This is a genomic window from Asanoa sp. NPDC049475 (assembly GCF_040676915.1).
In the GTDB taxonomy this organism is placed as follows: Bacteria; Actinomycetota; Actinomycetes; order Mycobacteriales; family Micromonosporaceae; genus Asanoa.
The window spans coordinates 17,945-32,457 of the sequence record NZ_JBFAPY010000006.1; the positions used below are offsets into that span (position 1 = coordinate 17,945).

16 protein-coding genes and 1 riboswitch are annotated in these 14,513 nt (G+C 70.1%); of the genes, 7 read left to right on the forward strand and 9 right to left on the reverse strand.

Features of this window, described 5'->3' with window-relative positions; translation table 11 throughout:
• The first annotated feature begins 8 nt into the window (after positions 1–8).
• Positions 9–113: riboswitch (TPP riboswitch) on the forward strand.
• From AB0J88_RS24125 to AB0J88_RS24140, 4 genes are read left to right on the forward strand one after another with little or no spacing between them, the layout of a single operon-like run.
• Entirely contained in the window at positions 114–689 is a 576-nt protein-coding gene (locus AB0J88_RS24125; RefSeq protein WP_364357989.1) for an ECF transporter S component, read from the forward strand. It begins immediately after the preceding riboswitch.
• 6 nt (positions 690–695) lie between these two features.
• Positions 696–2,099 carry an ABC transporter ATP-binding protein gene (locus AB0J88_RS24130; protein ID WP_364357992.1) on the forward strand — a complete coding sequence of 468 codons (1,404 nt, stop codon included), beginning with the start codon at positions 696–698 and terminating at the stop codon, positions 2,097–2,099.
• A complete protein-coding gene (locus AB0J88_RS24135; RefSeq protein ID WP_364357995.1) occupies positions 2,096–2,896 on the forward strand; it encodes an energy-coupling factor transporter transmembrane component T in 801 nt (266 codons plus the stop codon). Before AB0J88_RS24130 ends, AB0J88_RS24135 begins: the two co-directional genes overlap by 4 nt.
• A 33-nt stretch (positions 2,897–2,929) precedes the next feature.
• The gene (locus AB0J88_RS24140; RefSeq protein WP_364357997.1) at positions 2,930–3,529 is read left to right on the forward strand and encodes an N-acetyltransferase; all 600 of its coding nucleotides are present in this window, start codon (positions 2,930–2,932) and stop codon (positions 3,527–3,529) included.
• A gap of 26 nt (positions 3,530–3,555) precedes the next feature.
• On the opposite strand, the gene AB0J88_RS24145 is transcribed toward AB0J88_RS24140, so the two are convergent.
• The 3 genes from AB0J88_RS24145 to recO form a co-directional block, all read right to left on the reverse strand.
• The gene (locus AB0J88_RS24145; RefSeq protein WP_364358000.1) at positions 3,556–3,744 is read right to left on the reverse strand and encodes a hypothetical protein; all 189 of its coding nucleotides are present in this window, start codon (positions 3,742–3,744) and stop codon (positions 3,556–3,558) included.
• A gap of 189 nt (positions 3,745–3,933) precedes the next feature.
• Positions 3,934–4,746 (reverse strand): isoprenyl transferase, encoded by an 813-nt coding sequence (locus AB0J88_RS24150; RefSeq protein ID WP_364358003.1) that lies wholly within the window; start codon positions 4,744–4,746, stop codon positions 3,934–3,936.
• Positions 4,743–5,519, reverse strand: a complete 777-nt coding sequence (gene recO, locus AB0J88_RS24155; RefSeq protein ID WP_364358006.1) for a DNA repair protein RecO — start codon at positions 5,517–5,519, stop codon at positions 4,743–4,745. The genes AB0J88_RS24150 and recO overlap by 4 nt, the downstream gene beginning before the upstream one ends.
• Before the next feature lie 77 nt (positions 5,520–5,596).
• Between recO and AB0J88_RS24160 the strand changes: the two genes are divergently transcribed.
• Both AB0J88_RS24160 and AB0J88_RS24165 read left to right on the forward strand, forming a co-directional pair.
• Entirely contained in the window at positions 5,597–6,577 is a 981-nt protein-coding gene (locus tag AB0J88_RS24160) for an SMP-30/gluconolactonase/LRE family protein (protein WP_364358009.1), read from the forward strand.
• Positions 6,578–6,675: 98 nt separating this feature from the next.
• Positions 6,676–7,494, forward strand: coding sequence for a sugar phosphate isomerase/epimerase family protein (locus AB0J88_RS24165; protein WP_364358012.1), 819 nt, complete (start codon positions 6,676–6,678; stop codon positions 7,492–7,494).
• On the opposite strand, the gene AB0J88_RS24170 is transcribed toward AB0J88_RS24165, so the two are convergent.
• The 5 genes from AB0J88_RS24170 to AB0J88_RS24190 all read right to left on the reverse strand — a co-directional run bounded on the left by AB0J88_RS24170 (position 7,474) and on the right by AB0J88_RS24190 (position 13,451).
• Positions 7,474–7,953 (reverse strand): hypothetical protein, encoded by a 480-nt coding sequence (locus AB0J88_RS24170; protein WP_364358015.1) that lies wholly within the window; start codon positions 7,951–7,953, stop codon positions 7,474–7,476. The genes AB0J88_RS24165 and AB0J88_RS24170 overlap by 21 nt on opposite strands.
• Positions 7,954–7,964: 11 nt before the next feature.
• Entirely contained in the window at positions 7,965–8,678 is a 714-nt protein-coding gene (locus tag AB0J88_RS24175; protein ID WP_364358018.1) for an NTP transferase domain-containing protein, read from the reverse strand.
• Between the two features lie 13 nt (positions 8,679–8,691).
• The gene (locus tag AB0J88_RS24180; RefSeq protein ID WP_364358021.1) at positions 8,692–10,965 is read right to left on the reverse strand and encodes a protein kinase; all 2,274 of its coding nucleotides are present in this window, start codon (positions 10,963–10,965) and stop codon (positions 8,692–8,694) included.
• Positions 10,966–11,122: 157 nt separating this feature from the next.
• Positions 11,123–12,043, reverse strand: coding sequence for a PrsW family glutamic-type intramembrane protease (locus AB0J88_RS24185; protein ID WP_364358024.1), 921 nt, complete (start codon positions 12,041–12,043; stop codon positions 11,123–11,125).
• A 64-nt stretch (positions 12,044–12,107) separates the two neighbouring features.
• On the reverse strand, positions 12,108–13,451 hold the full coding sequence (locus AB0J88_RS24190; RefSeq protein ID WP_364358410.1) for a histidine kinase: 1,344 nt from the start codon (positions 13,449–13,451) through the stop codon (positions 12,108–12,110).
• 57 nt (positions 13,452–13,508) lie between these two features.
• Between AB0J88_RS24190 and AB0J88_RS24195 the strand changes: the two genes are divergently transcribed.
• Positions 13,509–14,147, forward strand: coding sequence for a response regulator transcription factor (locus AB0J88_RS24195; RefSeq protein WP_364358413.1), 639 nt, complete (start codon positions 13,509–13,511; stop codon positions 14,145–14,147).
• Here the strand turns inward: AB0J88_RS24195 and AB0J88_RS24200 are convergent.
• Positions 14,132–14,485, reverse strand: a complete 354-nt coding sequence (locus AB0J88_RS24200; protein WP_364358027.1) for a response regulator — start codon at positions 14,483–14,485, stop codon at positions 14,132–14,134. The two genes, AB0J88_RS24195 and AB0J88_RS24200, sit on opposite strands and share 16 nt — an antisense overlap.
• Positions 14,486–14,513: the final 28 nt, after the last annotated feature.

Consider the following 14,513-nt stretch of genomic DNA (forward strand, 5'->3'; position numbering starts at 1 on the left):
AACAACTTCACGTCCGACAGGGGAGCGCGCAGCGCTGAGAGTGCGGAGTCATCCGCAGACCCTCGAACCTGATCTGGGTAATGCCAGCGCAGGGAGCTCGGGAGGCAAGCATTATGAGCAACAATCGTTGGCGTACGGTCGACATCGTCGTCGCAGCGGTCCTGGGTGTCGCGTTCGGCGTCGTCTTCTGGGCCTGGGGCCTGCTCTACAACGGACCCGCCGACGCGATCCCCCTGCCCGCGCGCACGCTGCTCTACGGCGTCTGGCTGCTGCCCGCCGTGCTCGGCGCGCTGGTGATCCGCAAGCCGGGCGCGGCGCTGTTCACCGAGACGGTCGCCGCGCTGGTCTCGGTCGCCTTCGGCACGACCTGGGGCTGGACGCTGGTGCTCCAGGGACCGCTCGAAGGGCTCGGCGCGGAGCTCGTCTTCGCCCTGTTCGCGTACCGCGTCTACCGGTTGCCGGTGGCCGCGCTGGCCGGCGCCGTCGCGGGACTGGTGGCCGCGCTCTACGACGTCCTCTACTGGTACCCGGGCAACTCGTGGGCCAGCTTCGGTGTCCCCTACCTCGCGCTCACCGCGGCCAGCTCGCTGGTGATCGCCGGCGTCGGCGGCTGGGCGCTGACGCGCGCGCTGGTCAACACCGGTGTGCTCGACCGCTTCCCGGCCGGCCGGGAACGCACGGCAGTCTGACCCGTCGTGAGCGCCGTCGAACTGCGCGGCTTCGGCTGGCGGCACGCGGGTCGCAAGGCGTGGGCCGTGCGCGGGGTCGACCTGAGCATCGAGCGCGGCGAGCGGGTGCTGCTGCTGGGGCCGTCCGGCGCGGGCAAGAGCACGCTGCTGGCGGCGCTGGCCGGCCTGCTCGCCGACGACTCCGGCGAGCGCGAGGGCACGGCCGAGATCGACGGGCTCGACACCCGCAAGGCGCGCGAACGGGTCGGCATCGTGTTCCAGGACCCGGCGACCCAGCTGGTGATGTCGCGGGTCGGCGACGACGTGGCCTTCGGCCTGGAGAACCGCGGCGTCCCTCGCGCGGACATCTGGCCCCGGGTGGCCGAGGCGCTGGGCGCGGTCGGCCTCACCCACCCGCTGGACCGGCCCACCCACGCGCTGTCCGGCGGCGAGCAACAGCGGCTCGCCCTGGCCGGCGTGCTCGCGCTGCGACCCGATCTGCTCCTGCTCGACGAGCCCACCGCCAACCTGGACCCGGCCGGCGCGGAGCTCGTGCGGTCGTCGCTGCGTGCGGCCGTGTCACGGGAGACCACGGTCATCATGGTCGAGCACCGGCTGGCCGAGGTCGTCCCGTTCGTCGACCGGGTCGTCGTGCTGGCGGCCGGCGGCGGGGTGGTCGCCTCCGGGTCGCCGGCACAGGTGTTCGGTGAGCACGGCGCCGCCCTCGCCGCCGACGGCATCTGGGTGCCGGGGCAACCACTGCCACCGCCCCGTCGGGCGGCCGGCGCTCCCGGCGAAGTGCTGGTCACGGCCGACGGAGTGGCGCTGACACCGCGGCTGGCACCGACCGACCTGTCGGTGCGCACCGGCGAGGCGCTCGCCGTGCTCGGACCCAACGGCGTCGGCAAGTCCACCCTGGCGCTCATGCTCGGCGGCCTTCTCAAACCGGGAGCCGGCCGGGTGGCGGCGTCCGCGGCACTGGCGGGCTCCGATGCGGCGCGACCGCCGCACCGATGGCGGGCCGCCGACCTGACCGCCCGGATCGGCTCGGTGTTCCAGAACCCCGAGCACCAGTTCGTGGCGTCGACCGTGCACGCGGAACTGGCCGTCGGCCCGCGCCGACTGGGTCGGCCGCTCGCGGTCGTCGACGAGTTGCTGGCCCGGCTGCACCTCGACCATCTCGCGCGGGCCAACCCGTACACCCTCTCCGGTGGTGAGGCCCGGCGGCTGAGCGTCGCGACGGCGTTGGCGTCGGCGCCCCGGCTGCTGGTGCTCGACGAGCCGACCTTCGGCCAGGACCGGCGCACCTGGGTCGAGCTGGTCGCGCTGCTGGCCGACCTGCGCGACCAGGGACACGGCGTGCTGACCGTCACCCACGACCCGGCGTTCGTCGAGGCGTTGGCGGACCGGCGGCTGGAGCTGGCGCCATGACGCTCTCCGCGGTGATGGTCCGCTCGTCGGCGCCGCTGGCCCGGCGCAACCCGGTCGCGAAGCTGGTCGCCGCCACCGTGTTCGCGGTCGGCGTGCTGGCCACCCTCGACCCGCTGACGCCGGCGTTGGCGATCGCCGTCGAGCTGGTGCTGCTGCCGCTGTTCGGCGTCGGCTACGGCACCCTGCTGCGCCGCGGGTGGCCGGTGCTGCTCTCGGTGTTCGGCGTCGTGCTGACCACGATCCTGTTCGGCGCCAACCGCGACGGGTCCCTGGTCTTCGCGGTCGGTCCCGTCGACGTGACCACCGGCGTGCTGACCGTCGCATTAGGACTCGCGCTGCGGCTCGTGGCGCTCGCGCTGCCCGGCATCATGGTGTTCACGACCACGGACCCGACCGACCTCGCGGACGCGCTGGTGCAGAACGCCAAGACCCCGGCCCGGTTCGCGATCGGCACGCTGGCCGCGTTCAGGCTGGTGCCGCTGCTCGGCCAGGAGTGGCAGGCGCTGCGGATGGCCCGGCGGGCACGCGGCGTCGACTCCGGCGGCAATCCGGTGGCGGCGGCGCGGCTGTTCGCGTCGACGGTGTTCGCCTTGCTGGTCGGCGCGATCCGGCGGGGCACCCGGCTGGCCACGGCGATGGACGCGCGGGGATTCGACAGCGGCATCACGCGTACGCACGCCCGGGAGCAACGTTTCACCCGCGCCGACTGGCTGTTCCTGCTCGGCGCGGTGCTGCTCACAGCGGCCATCCTTACCGTGAGCATCGCTACAGGTACGTTCCGCCCGGTTCTGGGCTAGTCTCACGCACACGTTTTTCTTAGGCGGTGGCGGATGAGCGTTGTGCTGAGGGAAGTGACGGACGCGGCTGAGGTCGAGGCGTTGGTGCCGCACGTCTATCGGATCTTCCAGATGGTCTCGCGTGGTGCCGCGCTGGGTTGGGCCGTGCCGCCCGGCCCGGACGAGGTGCGCGAGCTGTTGACCGGAGTGGTCGAGGGCGCCGCCGGCGGCGAGGCCGCGCTGCTGGTCGCCTTCGCGTCGGGCGACGACGTCCCGGAGCCGGCCGGGCTCGACCCGCTGGCGGCGCGGCTGGATGACGGCAGCACGGTGGCCGGGCTCGGCTACTGGCGCCGCTACAGCCGGCAGACCCACCGGCCGCACGCCGACCTGGAGCGCGTGGCGGTGGCCGAGGCGCACCAGGGACGCGGGATCGGGCGCGCGCTGACCGAGGGCCTGGTGGCCAGTGCCCGCAAGGCCGGCATCGAGGTGCTGACCCTCGACGCGCGCGGCGACAACGAGCGGGCGCTGGCGCTCTATCGCACGCTCGGCTTCAACGAGTACGGGCGGCTGGTCGACTTCGTGGCGGTCGGGCACCTGCGCTACGACAAGGTGTTCTACGCCATCGACCTGCGCCGGCCCTGGCCGCGGTTGTGAACCGCGGCCAGGGCCGGAGTTGCTCCTTAGGCGCGGCGGAAGGCGTAGCGCTTCGGTTGCGCTGCCGGCTTTCCACGACCGCCCTTTGTGGACGTGGTGGTGCGGTCGAGACCGCGCTGCGGCGTCGCCTTGGCGCGTCGCGCGGCGCGGTTGCCGCCGAGGTCGAGGTCCGGGACCTCCGAGATGTCGACGGTGAACTTGTCTGATGCAGGCATACGAAGGCCTCCGAAAACGGAGAAGAGACAGACGGATGCCCGGCGGCGCACTGTGATCAGGAAATAAGCATGACGCCCCGGGCGCTCGATGACCGCCGACGAAGGGCGGACCGGCACACAGAAATCCCTGAGGGCATCAGTAACGCATGCGACGACGGTACACCGCCGCCGCGCGCGTTGGCTAGGTGATTACGCGGGCGGCGGCGCGATCGGGTTCGGGATCGCCCCACCGAAGCGGCGGTCGCGCTTGGCGAACAGCTCGCATGCGTACCACAGGTGGCGCCGGTCGAAGTCCGGCCAGAGGGTGTCGAGGAAGACCAGCTCCGCGTACGCGGACTGCCAGAGCATGAAGTTCGAGATGCGCTCCTCCCCCGACGGCCGCAGGAACATGTCCACCTCGGGCACTTCGGGGTGGTAGAGGTAGCGCTGGATCGTCTTCTCGGAGATGCGGTCGGGGTCGATCTTCCCGGCCATCGCGTCCCGGGCGATCGCCGCCGCAGCGTCGGCGATCTCCGCCTGGCCGCCGTAGTTGACGCAGAACTGGAGCGTCAGCTTCGTGTTGCCGCGGGACATCTCCTCGGCCGTCTGCAGCTCGGAGATCACGCTCTTCCACAGCCGCCCGGCCCGGCCGGACCAGACGACCCGCACGCCGAGGTCGACGAGCTGGTCCCGGCGCCGCCGGATGACGTCGCGGTTGAAGCCCATCAGGAAGCGGACCTCTTCGGGCGACCGGCGCCAGTTCTCGGTGGAGAACGCGTACGCGGTCAGGTAGGGAATCCCGATCTCGATGGCGCCCTCGATCGTGTCGAAGAGCGAGTGCTCGCCGCGTTCGTGCCCGGCCGTGCGGGCCAGGCCGCGCTCCTTGGCCCAGCGGCCGTTGCCGTCCATCACGATCGCGACGTGCTTGGGCAGGGCGCCGGTGGGGAGCTCCGGCGGCCGGGCGCCCGACACGTGCGGCGTCGGCGGCCGCACCTCGCGGCGCGTACTGCGTGACCTGATCATTTCTGTTCTTCCCCCGTTGTGCGATCAACCAGCGGCAGCGAGCGTAACCCGCGTTCCAGGTGCCACTGGAGGTGCGCGGCGACCAGCCCGCTGCACTCGCGCCGCGGCCCGGCCTCGGCCGCGTCGGCGACGTGCCAGTTGCCGGACGAGAGGGCGACCATCAGGTCGAGCGTGGCGGGAGCCGGATGAGCGGCACCCGGCGGCCGACAATCCGGACAGACGGCCCCACCCGCGGGTACGGAGAATGCCTTGTGCGGCCCCCTGGTGCCACAAACCGCACACTCGACCAGGGCCGGTGCCCAGCCGGCCACCCCCATGCCCCGCAGCAGGTACGCGTCGAGCACGAGCGTCCCGGCGTGCTCGCGGGCGGCCAGCGCCCGGATCGCGCCGAGTGTGAGCTGGAACAACCGCAGCGACGGCTCCCGCTCGACAGGTGAGAGCCGCTCGGCGGTCTCCGCGATCGCACTGGCCGCCGTGTAACGGGGGTAGTCGTCGAGGAACCGCTTCCCGTAGAGCTCGATCGCCTCGACCTGGCTGACCGAGTGCAGCCCGTCGCCGCCATTGGGATCACCGGCGATCTGGAGGTCGACGTGGCCGAACGGCTCCAGCCGGGCACCGAACCGCGAGGTGGTCCGCCTGACTCCGCGCGCCACCGCCCTGAGCCGGCCGTGCCGCCGGCTGAGCAGCGTGATGATCCGGTCGGACTCGCCCAGCTTCTGCACACGCAGAACCACCGCGTCGTCGCGGTAGAGCTGACGGCGATATCCCGGCACCCGCCAATTGTGGTCCTTGTTTTCCGGGTACGTCTCGGCGGGTTCTGTGAAGATCGATATGGGTTAGTGTCTTGGCCATGCGTCCCCGGATTGAGCCGGTCGTCTGGCAGCCACCTGTTTCGCCGCCGCGGGCGCGCCTGTCGGCCAGCGACCCACCGATGCCGGAGCCGTTGTTCTGGCCGGTCGGCGCCGCAGGGCCGGAGGACGTGGTGATCCACCCGGACGGCCACCTCTACACGGGCGTGGCCGACGGCCGGATCCTGCGTCTGCCGCTGGCCGGCGGCCCACCGTCGATGGTCGCGACGACCGGCGGGCGACCGCTCGGGATCGAGGTCGACCCGAACGGCGACCTGGTGGTCAGCGACGCGTACCGGGGCGTCCTGCGCGTCGCTCCGGCGGGTGGCGCCGTCGAGGTGCTGTCGTCCGGTTACCGACTGTGCGACAACGCCGCGGTGGCCCGCGACGGCACGATCTGGTTCAGCGACTCCTCGCAGCGACACGACCTGGCCCACTGGCGGGCGGACATCCTGGAGCACACGGGCACGGGCCGCCTGCTCCGCCGCGACCCGTCCGGCTCCGTCTCAGTGGTCCTCGACGGCTTGCAGTTCGCGAACGGGGTGGCGCTGGCGGCCGACGAGTCCTTCGTGGCGGTGGCGGAGACGGGCGCGTACCGGATCAGCCGGGTGTGGCTGACGGGTCCGCGGGCGGGCGAGCACGACATCCTGGTCGACAACCTGCCGGGCTTCCCGGACAACCTGTCGACGGGCACCGACGGCCGCATCTGGATCGCCCTGGCCACGCCGCGCAACCCGCGGCTGGACCGGCTGCTCCCCCGCCCACCGGCGCTGCGCAAGGTGGTGTGGGCGCTACCGCTGGCGCTGCAACCGGCGCCGGCCCGAACGATCTGGGTGCAGGCGGTGGACGCGACAGGCACGGTGGTGGCGGACCTACAACGCGAGGGCACGGACTACCACATGGTGACGGGCGTCCGAGAACACGAGGGCCACCTCTACCTGGGCAGCCTCACCGAATCCACGGTCGCGGTCGTCGCGCTCTGAGCGCCATTGTGGCAGCCTCATCGAGTCTAGGCATCGGCCTTTCCCAGTAGGCTGCGCGGCGGAGTCGTGACGCTACACTGTGTCGACAACGTTGCCCGGTGCGGACCGGAATGGCGGGAAAGCAATTGTGGTCTCAAGGCTTTTTCCTCAACGTCGTCGATGACGATCCTGCGCCAGTCGCTGAGGCGCTCGCCGGCTCCGCCGACCTCGACCGGATCGGTCACGTGGAGGTCTGGCTGGAATGGGTTCCAGGAACTCCGGCACAGGTCAGCAAGCTCGCCAAGCTCCTCAGTGGTATGCGCGTCGTCGTCCACGCACCGTTCGTGGGCCTCTCGCTCGTCGGCCCGGCCAAGGAATTGCGCCTGGCCAGCGAGATGTGCCTGTCGCGCGCCCACAGTGTCGCGTGCGATCTGGGTGCGGAATTGATCACGATGCATTCCGGAGCGGCATTCTTCAGAACGGACCGAACCGAGGCACACGATCGTCTCGCTGAGAGCCTGGTCCGCCTAGGCGCGGCGATTACCGACGGACCCATCATGACCATCGAGAACATGGCCGTGCGGCACGGCGTGACCTACGAGCCGGTGGTCGAGCCCGCCGACTTCACGGCTCTGCTGGCCCGGGTCCCGGACCTGCGGTTCACCTTGGACGTCGGCCACGCGTTGCAGAGCGGTATCGACCCACGGGCGTTCTTCCGAGACCATGGTCCAGTGATCAGCAACATCCACCTGCACGACGGCATACCAAAAGGGCGCGCACACCTCCCTCTCGGCGAAGGAGAGCTCAACCTGTCGTCCTTGGCGCCGGACCTCGCGGCCTACGCCGGCTTCGTGGGGATCGAGGTCTTCGGCTGGGAGGGCGTCGTGTCCTCCTGGCCGGCGGCCTGGATGCTGAACTCAGGCCAACGCCGCCGGTGAATAGGGGTTCAGTGCCAGCTGCGCGTCACTGAACCGCGGATCGTCGGTGACGTCGTCGTCGCACCACTCTGGTGTCTCGGCCATTCGGCCGCCGGGTTCGAGCTGCGACTCGGCGATGACCAGGCCCGTGTTGGCGAATTTGTAGACCCAGAGCACCCACGGCATCGAGATCGTCAACGGCCGGTACTCGATGCGGAAGGTCTTGGCGCGCGCCGTCAGGAACATCTGCACGGCCGCCTCCGTCGACAACTCGATGCGCGTCGCGTGCGACCCGACGACCACCAGGCTTTCCATACCTTCGCCGAACGGCTGCCCGTCTTGGTCGAGCGCGGTGCGCCGCTCCACCCCAACGCTCACCTGGTCGCCGATGAAGAGATAACCGCACCGCACGATCGCGAACGGAAGACCGCAGATGACTTCCGGCCGACTCACCAGGTATCTGGGCACTGCCGCGACCATGCCCACTCCTCTCAGTCCTTCTCGAAACGCTGACCAGCGGACGAGCCAAGAATGGAGCGGGCGAGGGACCGGACGTCACCAAGCTCTTCGGGCAGGTCGAACTCCGGGACGAACGGAGAGTCGACGAACTCGATCCGCTGCTGGGACTGCCGGCGCTCAATCGCACGCCAAACCCTGAAGCCGACGGCCTGGATGTCAGCGCAGTAGTCCGGCTCCAACAGGTACGGCAGCGCGGCGACCCGCGGTCTCGCGGTGCGCGACTCTACCGGCACCACCAAGGGATAGCGAGTCGGGTTGTCACTGCGCGGCACAAAGCTCGACATCACCCAGTGACCCGGCTTGTGTCGGGCCGACATTTGGCGATAGTGCAGATGCGGAAGCAGACTGTTGCCGGCCTCGAAGAAGAACCGCGACTCGAGGCGGTCGGCGATATGCACAGGGATGCCGTGCACGCCGTATCCGTGGTCGACGATCACATCGATGGAGTCGAAAAGCTTCGCGATGGACGCCGCCACCCTCTCGATGCTGGCCGTGAACTCGACCCGGTCGCACACGAGGAGGATGCGGCGGACTTCGGCCGCGCCGAGTGCCCGCAAGGTCCAGTAGATGATCGGCTGGCCGTGCACCTCAATGAGCGACTTCGGTCTGCCGCCCGTCATGTCGCCAAGCCGGGAACCGTAGCCGCCGACGGCGATGATGGCCTGCTCAACCATGTCGCCAGACATCGCTACGTCCTCCTCAGGCCGACGCGTCCGGCCGGTAGTCCTCAATCGTATTTGGCCGTCGGACGATCGCTTGCGAGACGTTGGCGACGCGCCGTCGCTCCTCTTCCGTGCCACCGCGCACGAAGGTCCAGAATTGCCAGAGATCCAGATGGCTCGCGGTTATACCACTCTCGCGTGCCCAGGGTTCGAGGTGGTTCTTCCGCTGCATCACCCAGTGCTCGATCGTCTGATAACCCGGGGCCTTGGCCGGGCAGTAGACGAATATCCGCTCAGGATCGAACTCGGCCCGCCGGCCGATCTCCGCCTCGAGTCGCAGTCTCCCCTCTGGGGTGGCGTATTTGTTGTCGCGCACCCAATCCAGCATTTGACCGTACGTGAGGCCCGTGTTCGCACCACGTGACAGCAGTTTTGCACGGTAAACGCCGCGCGGGATGCTGCGCTCCAGTATGAGGCTCGCACACTTGTGCGCCTGGGTCCCGCTGGGGAAATCGCGCAAATGACGAAGCAGGCCTTCGTCACCGAGCCACTCGACGGTGTCCTCCTTAAGGGGATCTTCCTGTCGTGAGGCGTCGTAGACGGCGCGAGCGAGCAGGCACGAAGACGCCAGCTTCGCCGAATGCGAGTAGACCTTGAGGAACATCGCGTACCGCTGCTGGAGGACCGACTCGACGGCGAGTTCGCGGTCAACGCGCACGCCGTACTTGCCGGCGATGTTGGAGACCAGGTGCTGGTCTTCGAGCTTCAAGAACGACTCGATCCGGAGCTGACGGTAGATGGCGGTGTCGATTCGGTGGTTGAGCCCGCAGAACTCGGCGTCGCGATCGACATAGTCGAGCACGTCGGCGCCGGTCGCGCCCGAGACGAGTTCCTCGATCTCAGGTGGCTTGTCCTGCTGCTCCGGATTCATCAGGTCGAGAACCGCCCGGCCGACCGCGTCGGCTCTCAGCCGCTCGCCGAGCTGCGACGTCGGGGCGAGCAGCAGCCGCTCGAAGCGGTTCATGTTGGCGTCGTGCCGAGGCCAGATGCCGAACTCGTCTTCCAGCGTATGACCGAACGCGATGTGCGGGACGTCGTGGACCAGCGCGAAGAGTCGCGCCACCGACCTCAGCTCCGGGTCGATCCGGACGCCGACCGCGTCTTCCATGGTGGAGAGCATCTTCTCGACCACGAAGACGCAACCGATGGAGTGGGACAGCCGGGAGTGTTCGGCGCCGTGGAACACCAGGGAGGTGAGGCCGAGTTGCCGGATCCACCGCAGCCGCTGCATCTCTTTCGTATTCAGAATCTTGTACTCGTGCTCGCTCAGCCGGATGTCGCCGTGGATGGGATCGCGCAGGACGTGCGGCCGGCTCTCCCACGGGCGTCCACGGGCGATCCGTCCTCCGGCCGCACGTCGTGCGGTGAGATCGTCGAGTATTTTCCGCGCCTTCTGAGCCGCCGTGGCAGCCGACGGACGCTGGTCGTCGTGCCGGGCCAAGAGATGGCTGATGAAGCCGGAAAGCTCGGGAGCGACGAACGAGTTGCGGTCGAGGACGGAGACGAGCGGCTGATCCTTATGTCGCTGCCTCAGGGCTTCCAGCCCCTCGTTCTCGCTGACGCTCCACGGATATTCGCCGGTCAGCAAGCGGTAGCCGATGACGCCCATCGCGAACACATCATGGGCCGGATGGGACAGGCTAGAGTCGTGGAGTTTCGCCAACGGGCTGAACCGCGCTGCCCCCACGCGCCAGAACGAGTCCGCTGTGCGGATGCCGGCGACGCCGCTTTTCTGGCAGAAGCCGAAGTCGAGCAAGCCGACGTTACCAGTCGTCTCGTCGTAGACGAGATTCGCGTCCTTGATGTCGCGATGGACCAGGTCTTGGGCGTGCACGTGGGCGAGGGCGTCCAGCAGGCGCGAGAGGATCCGGAGCGTCGTGATGTCGCCGTGCAGCTCGCCGTCGACCAGCTTCCGCGTCACCCTGGCCTGAAGCGTCTCACCCCGCGCCAGTGACATCGCGAAAAAGTCGCTGTTCTGCCAGGTGCCTTCGTCGAGAACCCTTGGGATGGCTGGGTGTCGCAATTGCTTGAGAGCGTCGCGCTCTATCTGCGCCCGTTGCTCCGGGCTGCCGCCCCTGGAGGTGAGCTTGATCGCTGCCTGCTGGCCGTCGCGTTCGGCCTGGTAGACGATGGCGAAATCACCTCGGCCAAGGATGTGGGAAATTGTCCACGCACTGTCCTGGTTGCCACCGGCCTCATCCCAGATGAAAGAACCGGAAACAAGATCGACATTCAGCGGAGTCACCTCCATCGCGGCCTGGCGCGAATGTAGCGCTCGGTGCGCAGTAAGCGCTAGGCACTTAAAGTCCACTTTCGCTTTAGTTGACACGACTGGCTTTGCTCTGCACCCAGATACGCACCACCCTAGGGACGAGGGTGGTGCGTATCTGGGTGCAGAGCAAAGCCGGTCAGAACATGGTCCTTTCCTCGCGCGGGACTCGGGCGGCCAGGACGATCACCAGGGCCACACCGACCAGCGCGTCCGCGGCTGGGAGGGCCAGACTCAGGATCGCGTCCAGGTGGAGTTGGGTCGGGGTTGCCGCGATCGCGATCCCTTGGCGCGCCTGTGCCCACTGCTGTGGCGTGCCCGTCAGGTGCAGGGTTAGCCACGCCGCGGCCAGGCCCGACGCGTCCCACAGGGCATGCAGTGCCGTCACCACCAGGTAGGCAAGTACCACCGGACGCGCCCACAGGGTTGCCTTGCCCCGGCGGGCGGCCACCGCGAACAGGGCCGCTCCCGCGATCGCGGTCCACAGGCCATGGCCGAACGGGGTCAGGATGCCGCGTAACAGCTCGGTCTGGACCACGCCCAGTAGGGACAAGCCCTGTTGGCCGTTGAAGAGCGCCTGGAACGCGTACCCGGCGCTCTCGAAAGCCGCGAAGCCGAAGCCCACCGTCGCTCCCAGGACCAGGCCGTCGCGCATCGTCCAGCGGCCCAAACCGCGGGCCATCAGGAACAGCACCGCCAGCTTGACGCCCTCCTCGATGAGGCCCACGCCCAGAAAGCCGAGCATCGACGTGTTGTGGACGAAGGCCGCCTCGAGGACCGAGGCGCCCAGGACGCCCAGGACTCCGCCGTACAGGAAGGCGGTGAAGATCTTTGATGGGGTGAGCAGAGCGTCCGCGCGGTTGAAGGCCCACGCTACGAAGGCGACCGGGACCAGGAACGCGCCTACCAGGATGATGGTTGGCACCAGGTTGACGTTGCCCGTCACGAAGGTGATGACCACCGTGGCCAGCCATAGGGCGCCGCCGCCCAGCAGGATTCGGGCCCACGATGGCAGGTGGCGGCGGGCGGTGAAGGCGATGGGGTGCGAGAGCGTCGTCATGAGATGAGCGTGCCGCGCAAGGGTCCCGCGACGCTTCGATGCCAGCCGCCATCCGTGCTACCGGCTAGCCGGTAACCGCCCCACCCGGCTGGCTGGGCATCGTGGCCGTCAGCGTCGTGCCCTCGCCCGGCGGACTGACCAGCGTGAAACGCCCGCCGAGCGCCTCGATCCGGTCCGCCAGCCCGACCAGGCCGGTGCCGGCGGCAGGGGAGGCGCCGCCGACGCCGTCGTCGCGGACCACCACGTCCAGCATCCCGTCGGCAGCCGCAACGGAGACCTCCACATAGGACGCCGAGGCGTGCTTCGTCGCGTTGGTCAAGGCTTCCGAGACGAAGTAATAGGCCGCCGACTCGACGTCGGCAGGCAGCCGGTCGGCCAGGTCACCACCCACCTCGACCGGCAGCGCCGCGCGGCGAGCCAGCGTCCGCAGCGCCGCGCCCAGGCCGCTCTCGGTCAAAGCCGCCGGCTGGATGCCATGCACGAAGTCCCGCAACTCCTCTGTCGCCTCGACCAGGCCCGTCGTCACCTCGTCGACCTGCGGTCGCAGCGACGACGGCGCGTCCGCGCTGAGCGCGCGCAGGTCCAGCGCCAGCGCCACCAACCGCTGCTGGAGGCCGTCGTGCAGGTCACGCTCGATCGACCGGCGCACCCGGAAGTCGGCGGCGACGATGCGGGCGCGCGACGCCGTCAGCTCCGCGCGGGTCGACGCCAGCCCCGCGGCCATCGCGTTGAGTGCCCGTTGCAGGTCGCCGACCTCGCCCACGCCGGTCACGCGGAGCCGGGCGTCGAGGTCTCCCCCGGCGAAGCGTCCCGCCACCGCGCCGGCGCGGCGGATCGGCAGCGAGACGGTGCGGGTCAGGTAGATGCCGACCAGCACCACCGCGACCAGTGACGCGGCGAGCCCGATGCCGGCGGCCGTGACGGCGCGGGTGGTCGCTGCCGAGGCTGATCGCTCCTGCTCGGCCGCGACCACCCGCTCCTGGGCCAGGAACGCGTCGAGCCGGTGGTCGACGGCGGCCAGCAGCACCGCGGCGGGGTCGGCGCCGCGTTGGGAGCGGCGGAGATAAGCGTCGGCCGCGGCCGTCAGGTCGGCGACCCGGCTCTGCTCCCCCGCACCCGCGAGGTCGAGGTCGGCCAGCGCGGACGCCTGCGCACGGACCCGGTCGGCGGCGGCGAGCTCGGCCGACGCGCTGTCCGCGACGCCGAGCAAGCGGCCGCGTTGGACCAGCGCGACGTCGCCGACCGCGCGGGAGAGCCCTTCGGCCGCGATCACCGCCTCCTGGGAGTTGGCGACGCGGCCCTGCGCGTCGCGCACGGCGGAGATCGAGCCGAGCATCGTCACGAACGCGGCCGCCGCGACCAGCGTGGGCACGCCGGCCCCGACGAGCACACGTCCTAGCAGCCCCATTCGCACGCGTACCATGGTGCGGCCTGCAGGCGGCCGATGACAGGGGCGACGATGGTGATCCGGGCGGTGCTCGCCGACGACGACGTGCTGCTCCGGGAGGGGCTGGCCGGGCTGTTGGAGCGGGCCGGCATCGAGGTGGCCGGCACCGCGGGCGACGGACCCGGCGCCGTCGGGCTCGTGGCCGAGACCAAACCCGACATCGCCATCCTCGACGTACGCATGCCGCCCGACCGCACCGCCGGGCTGACCGCGGCCGAGACGATCCGCGCCCGGCACCCCGGCACCGGCGTTCTCGTGCTGTCGGCGCACGTCGCCGTCGAGCACGCCCTCCAGCTGCTCAGCGCCGAGGGCGGCGTCGGCTACCTGCTCAAGAACCGGGTGACCGACGTGGCGAGCTTCGTCGAGGCGGTGCAGCGGGTGGCCGCCGGCGGCTCGGTCGTCGACCCCGACCTGGTCCGTGAGCTGGTCAACACGCGCCGCCGGGTCGACCCGTTGGCGCCGCTGAGCCCCCGCGAGCGCGAGGTGCTCGCGCTGATGGCCGAGGGCCGGTCCAACGCCGGCATCGCACAGCGGCTCTGGCTGGCCGAGGGGACCGTGGAGAAGCACGTCCGCAGCATCCTGACCAAGCTCGAGCTGCCGGAGACCGAGGCCGACCACCGGCGGGTGCTGGCCGTGGTCCGCTACCTCCAGGCCTGAGCACGGATCGCGGCCACCGACAGGTCCGACTTCGGGACGAACCCGACCGCCGCGGAACCGGCCACCAGGTCCGCCAGGTCGTCGGCGCCGCGCGTCGAGATGAGCAGGATCCGACCGCCCAGGCCCTGGGCGGCCAGCTCGTCGGCGAGCCGGGCGCCGCTCTCAGCGCCGAGCTGGACGTCGACCAGCGAGACGTCGACCTCGAGCGCGGCGGCCGCCGCCAGCGCCTCGGCCGAGCTCGAAGCGGTCGTCACGACGGCGCCCTCGCGCTCCAGCAGGCGCCGGGCGGACCGGACGAACCGCTCGCTGTCGTCGACGATGAGGCACCGCAGGTTCACCCCACCACCATGACCCCGCCGTAGGTAG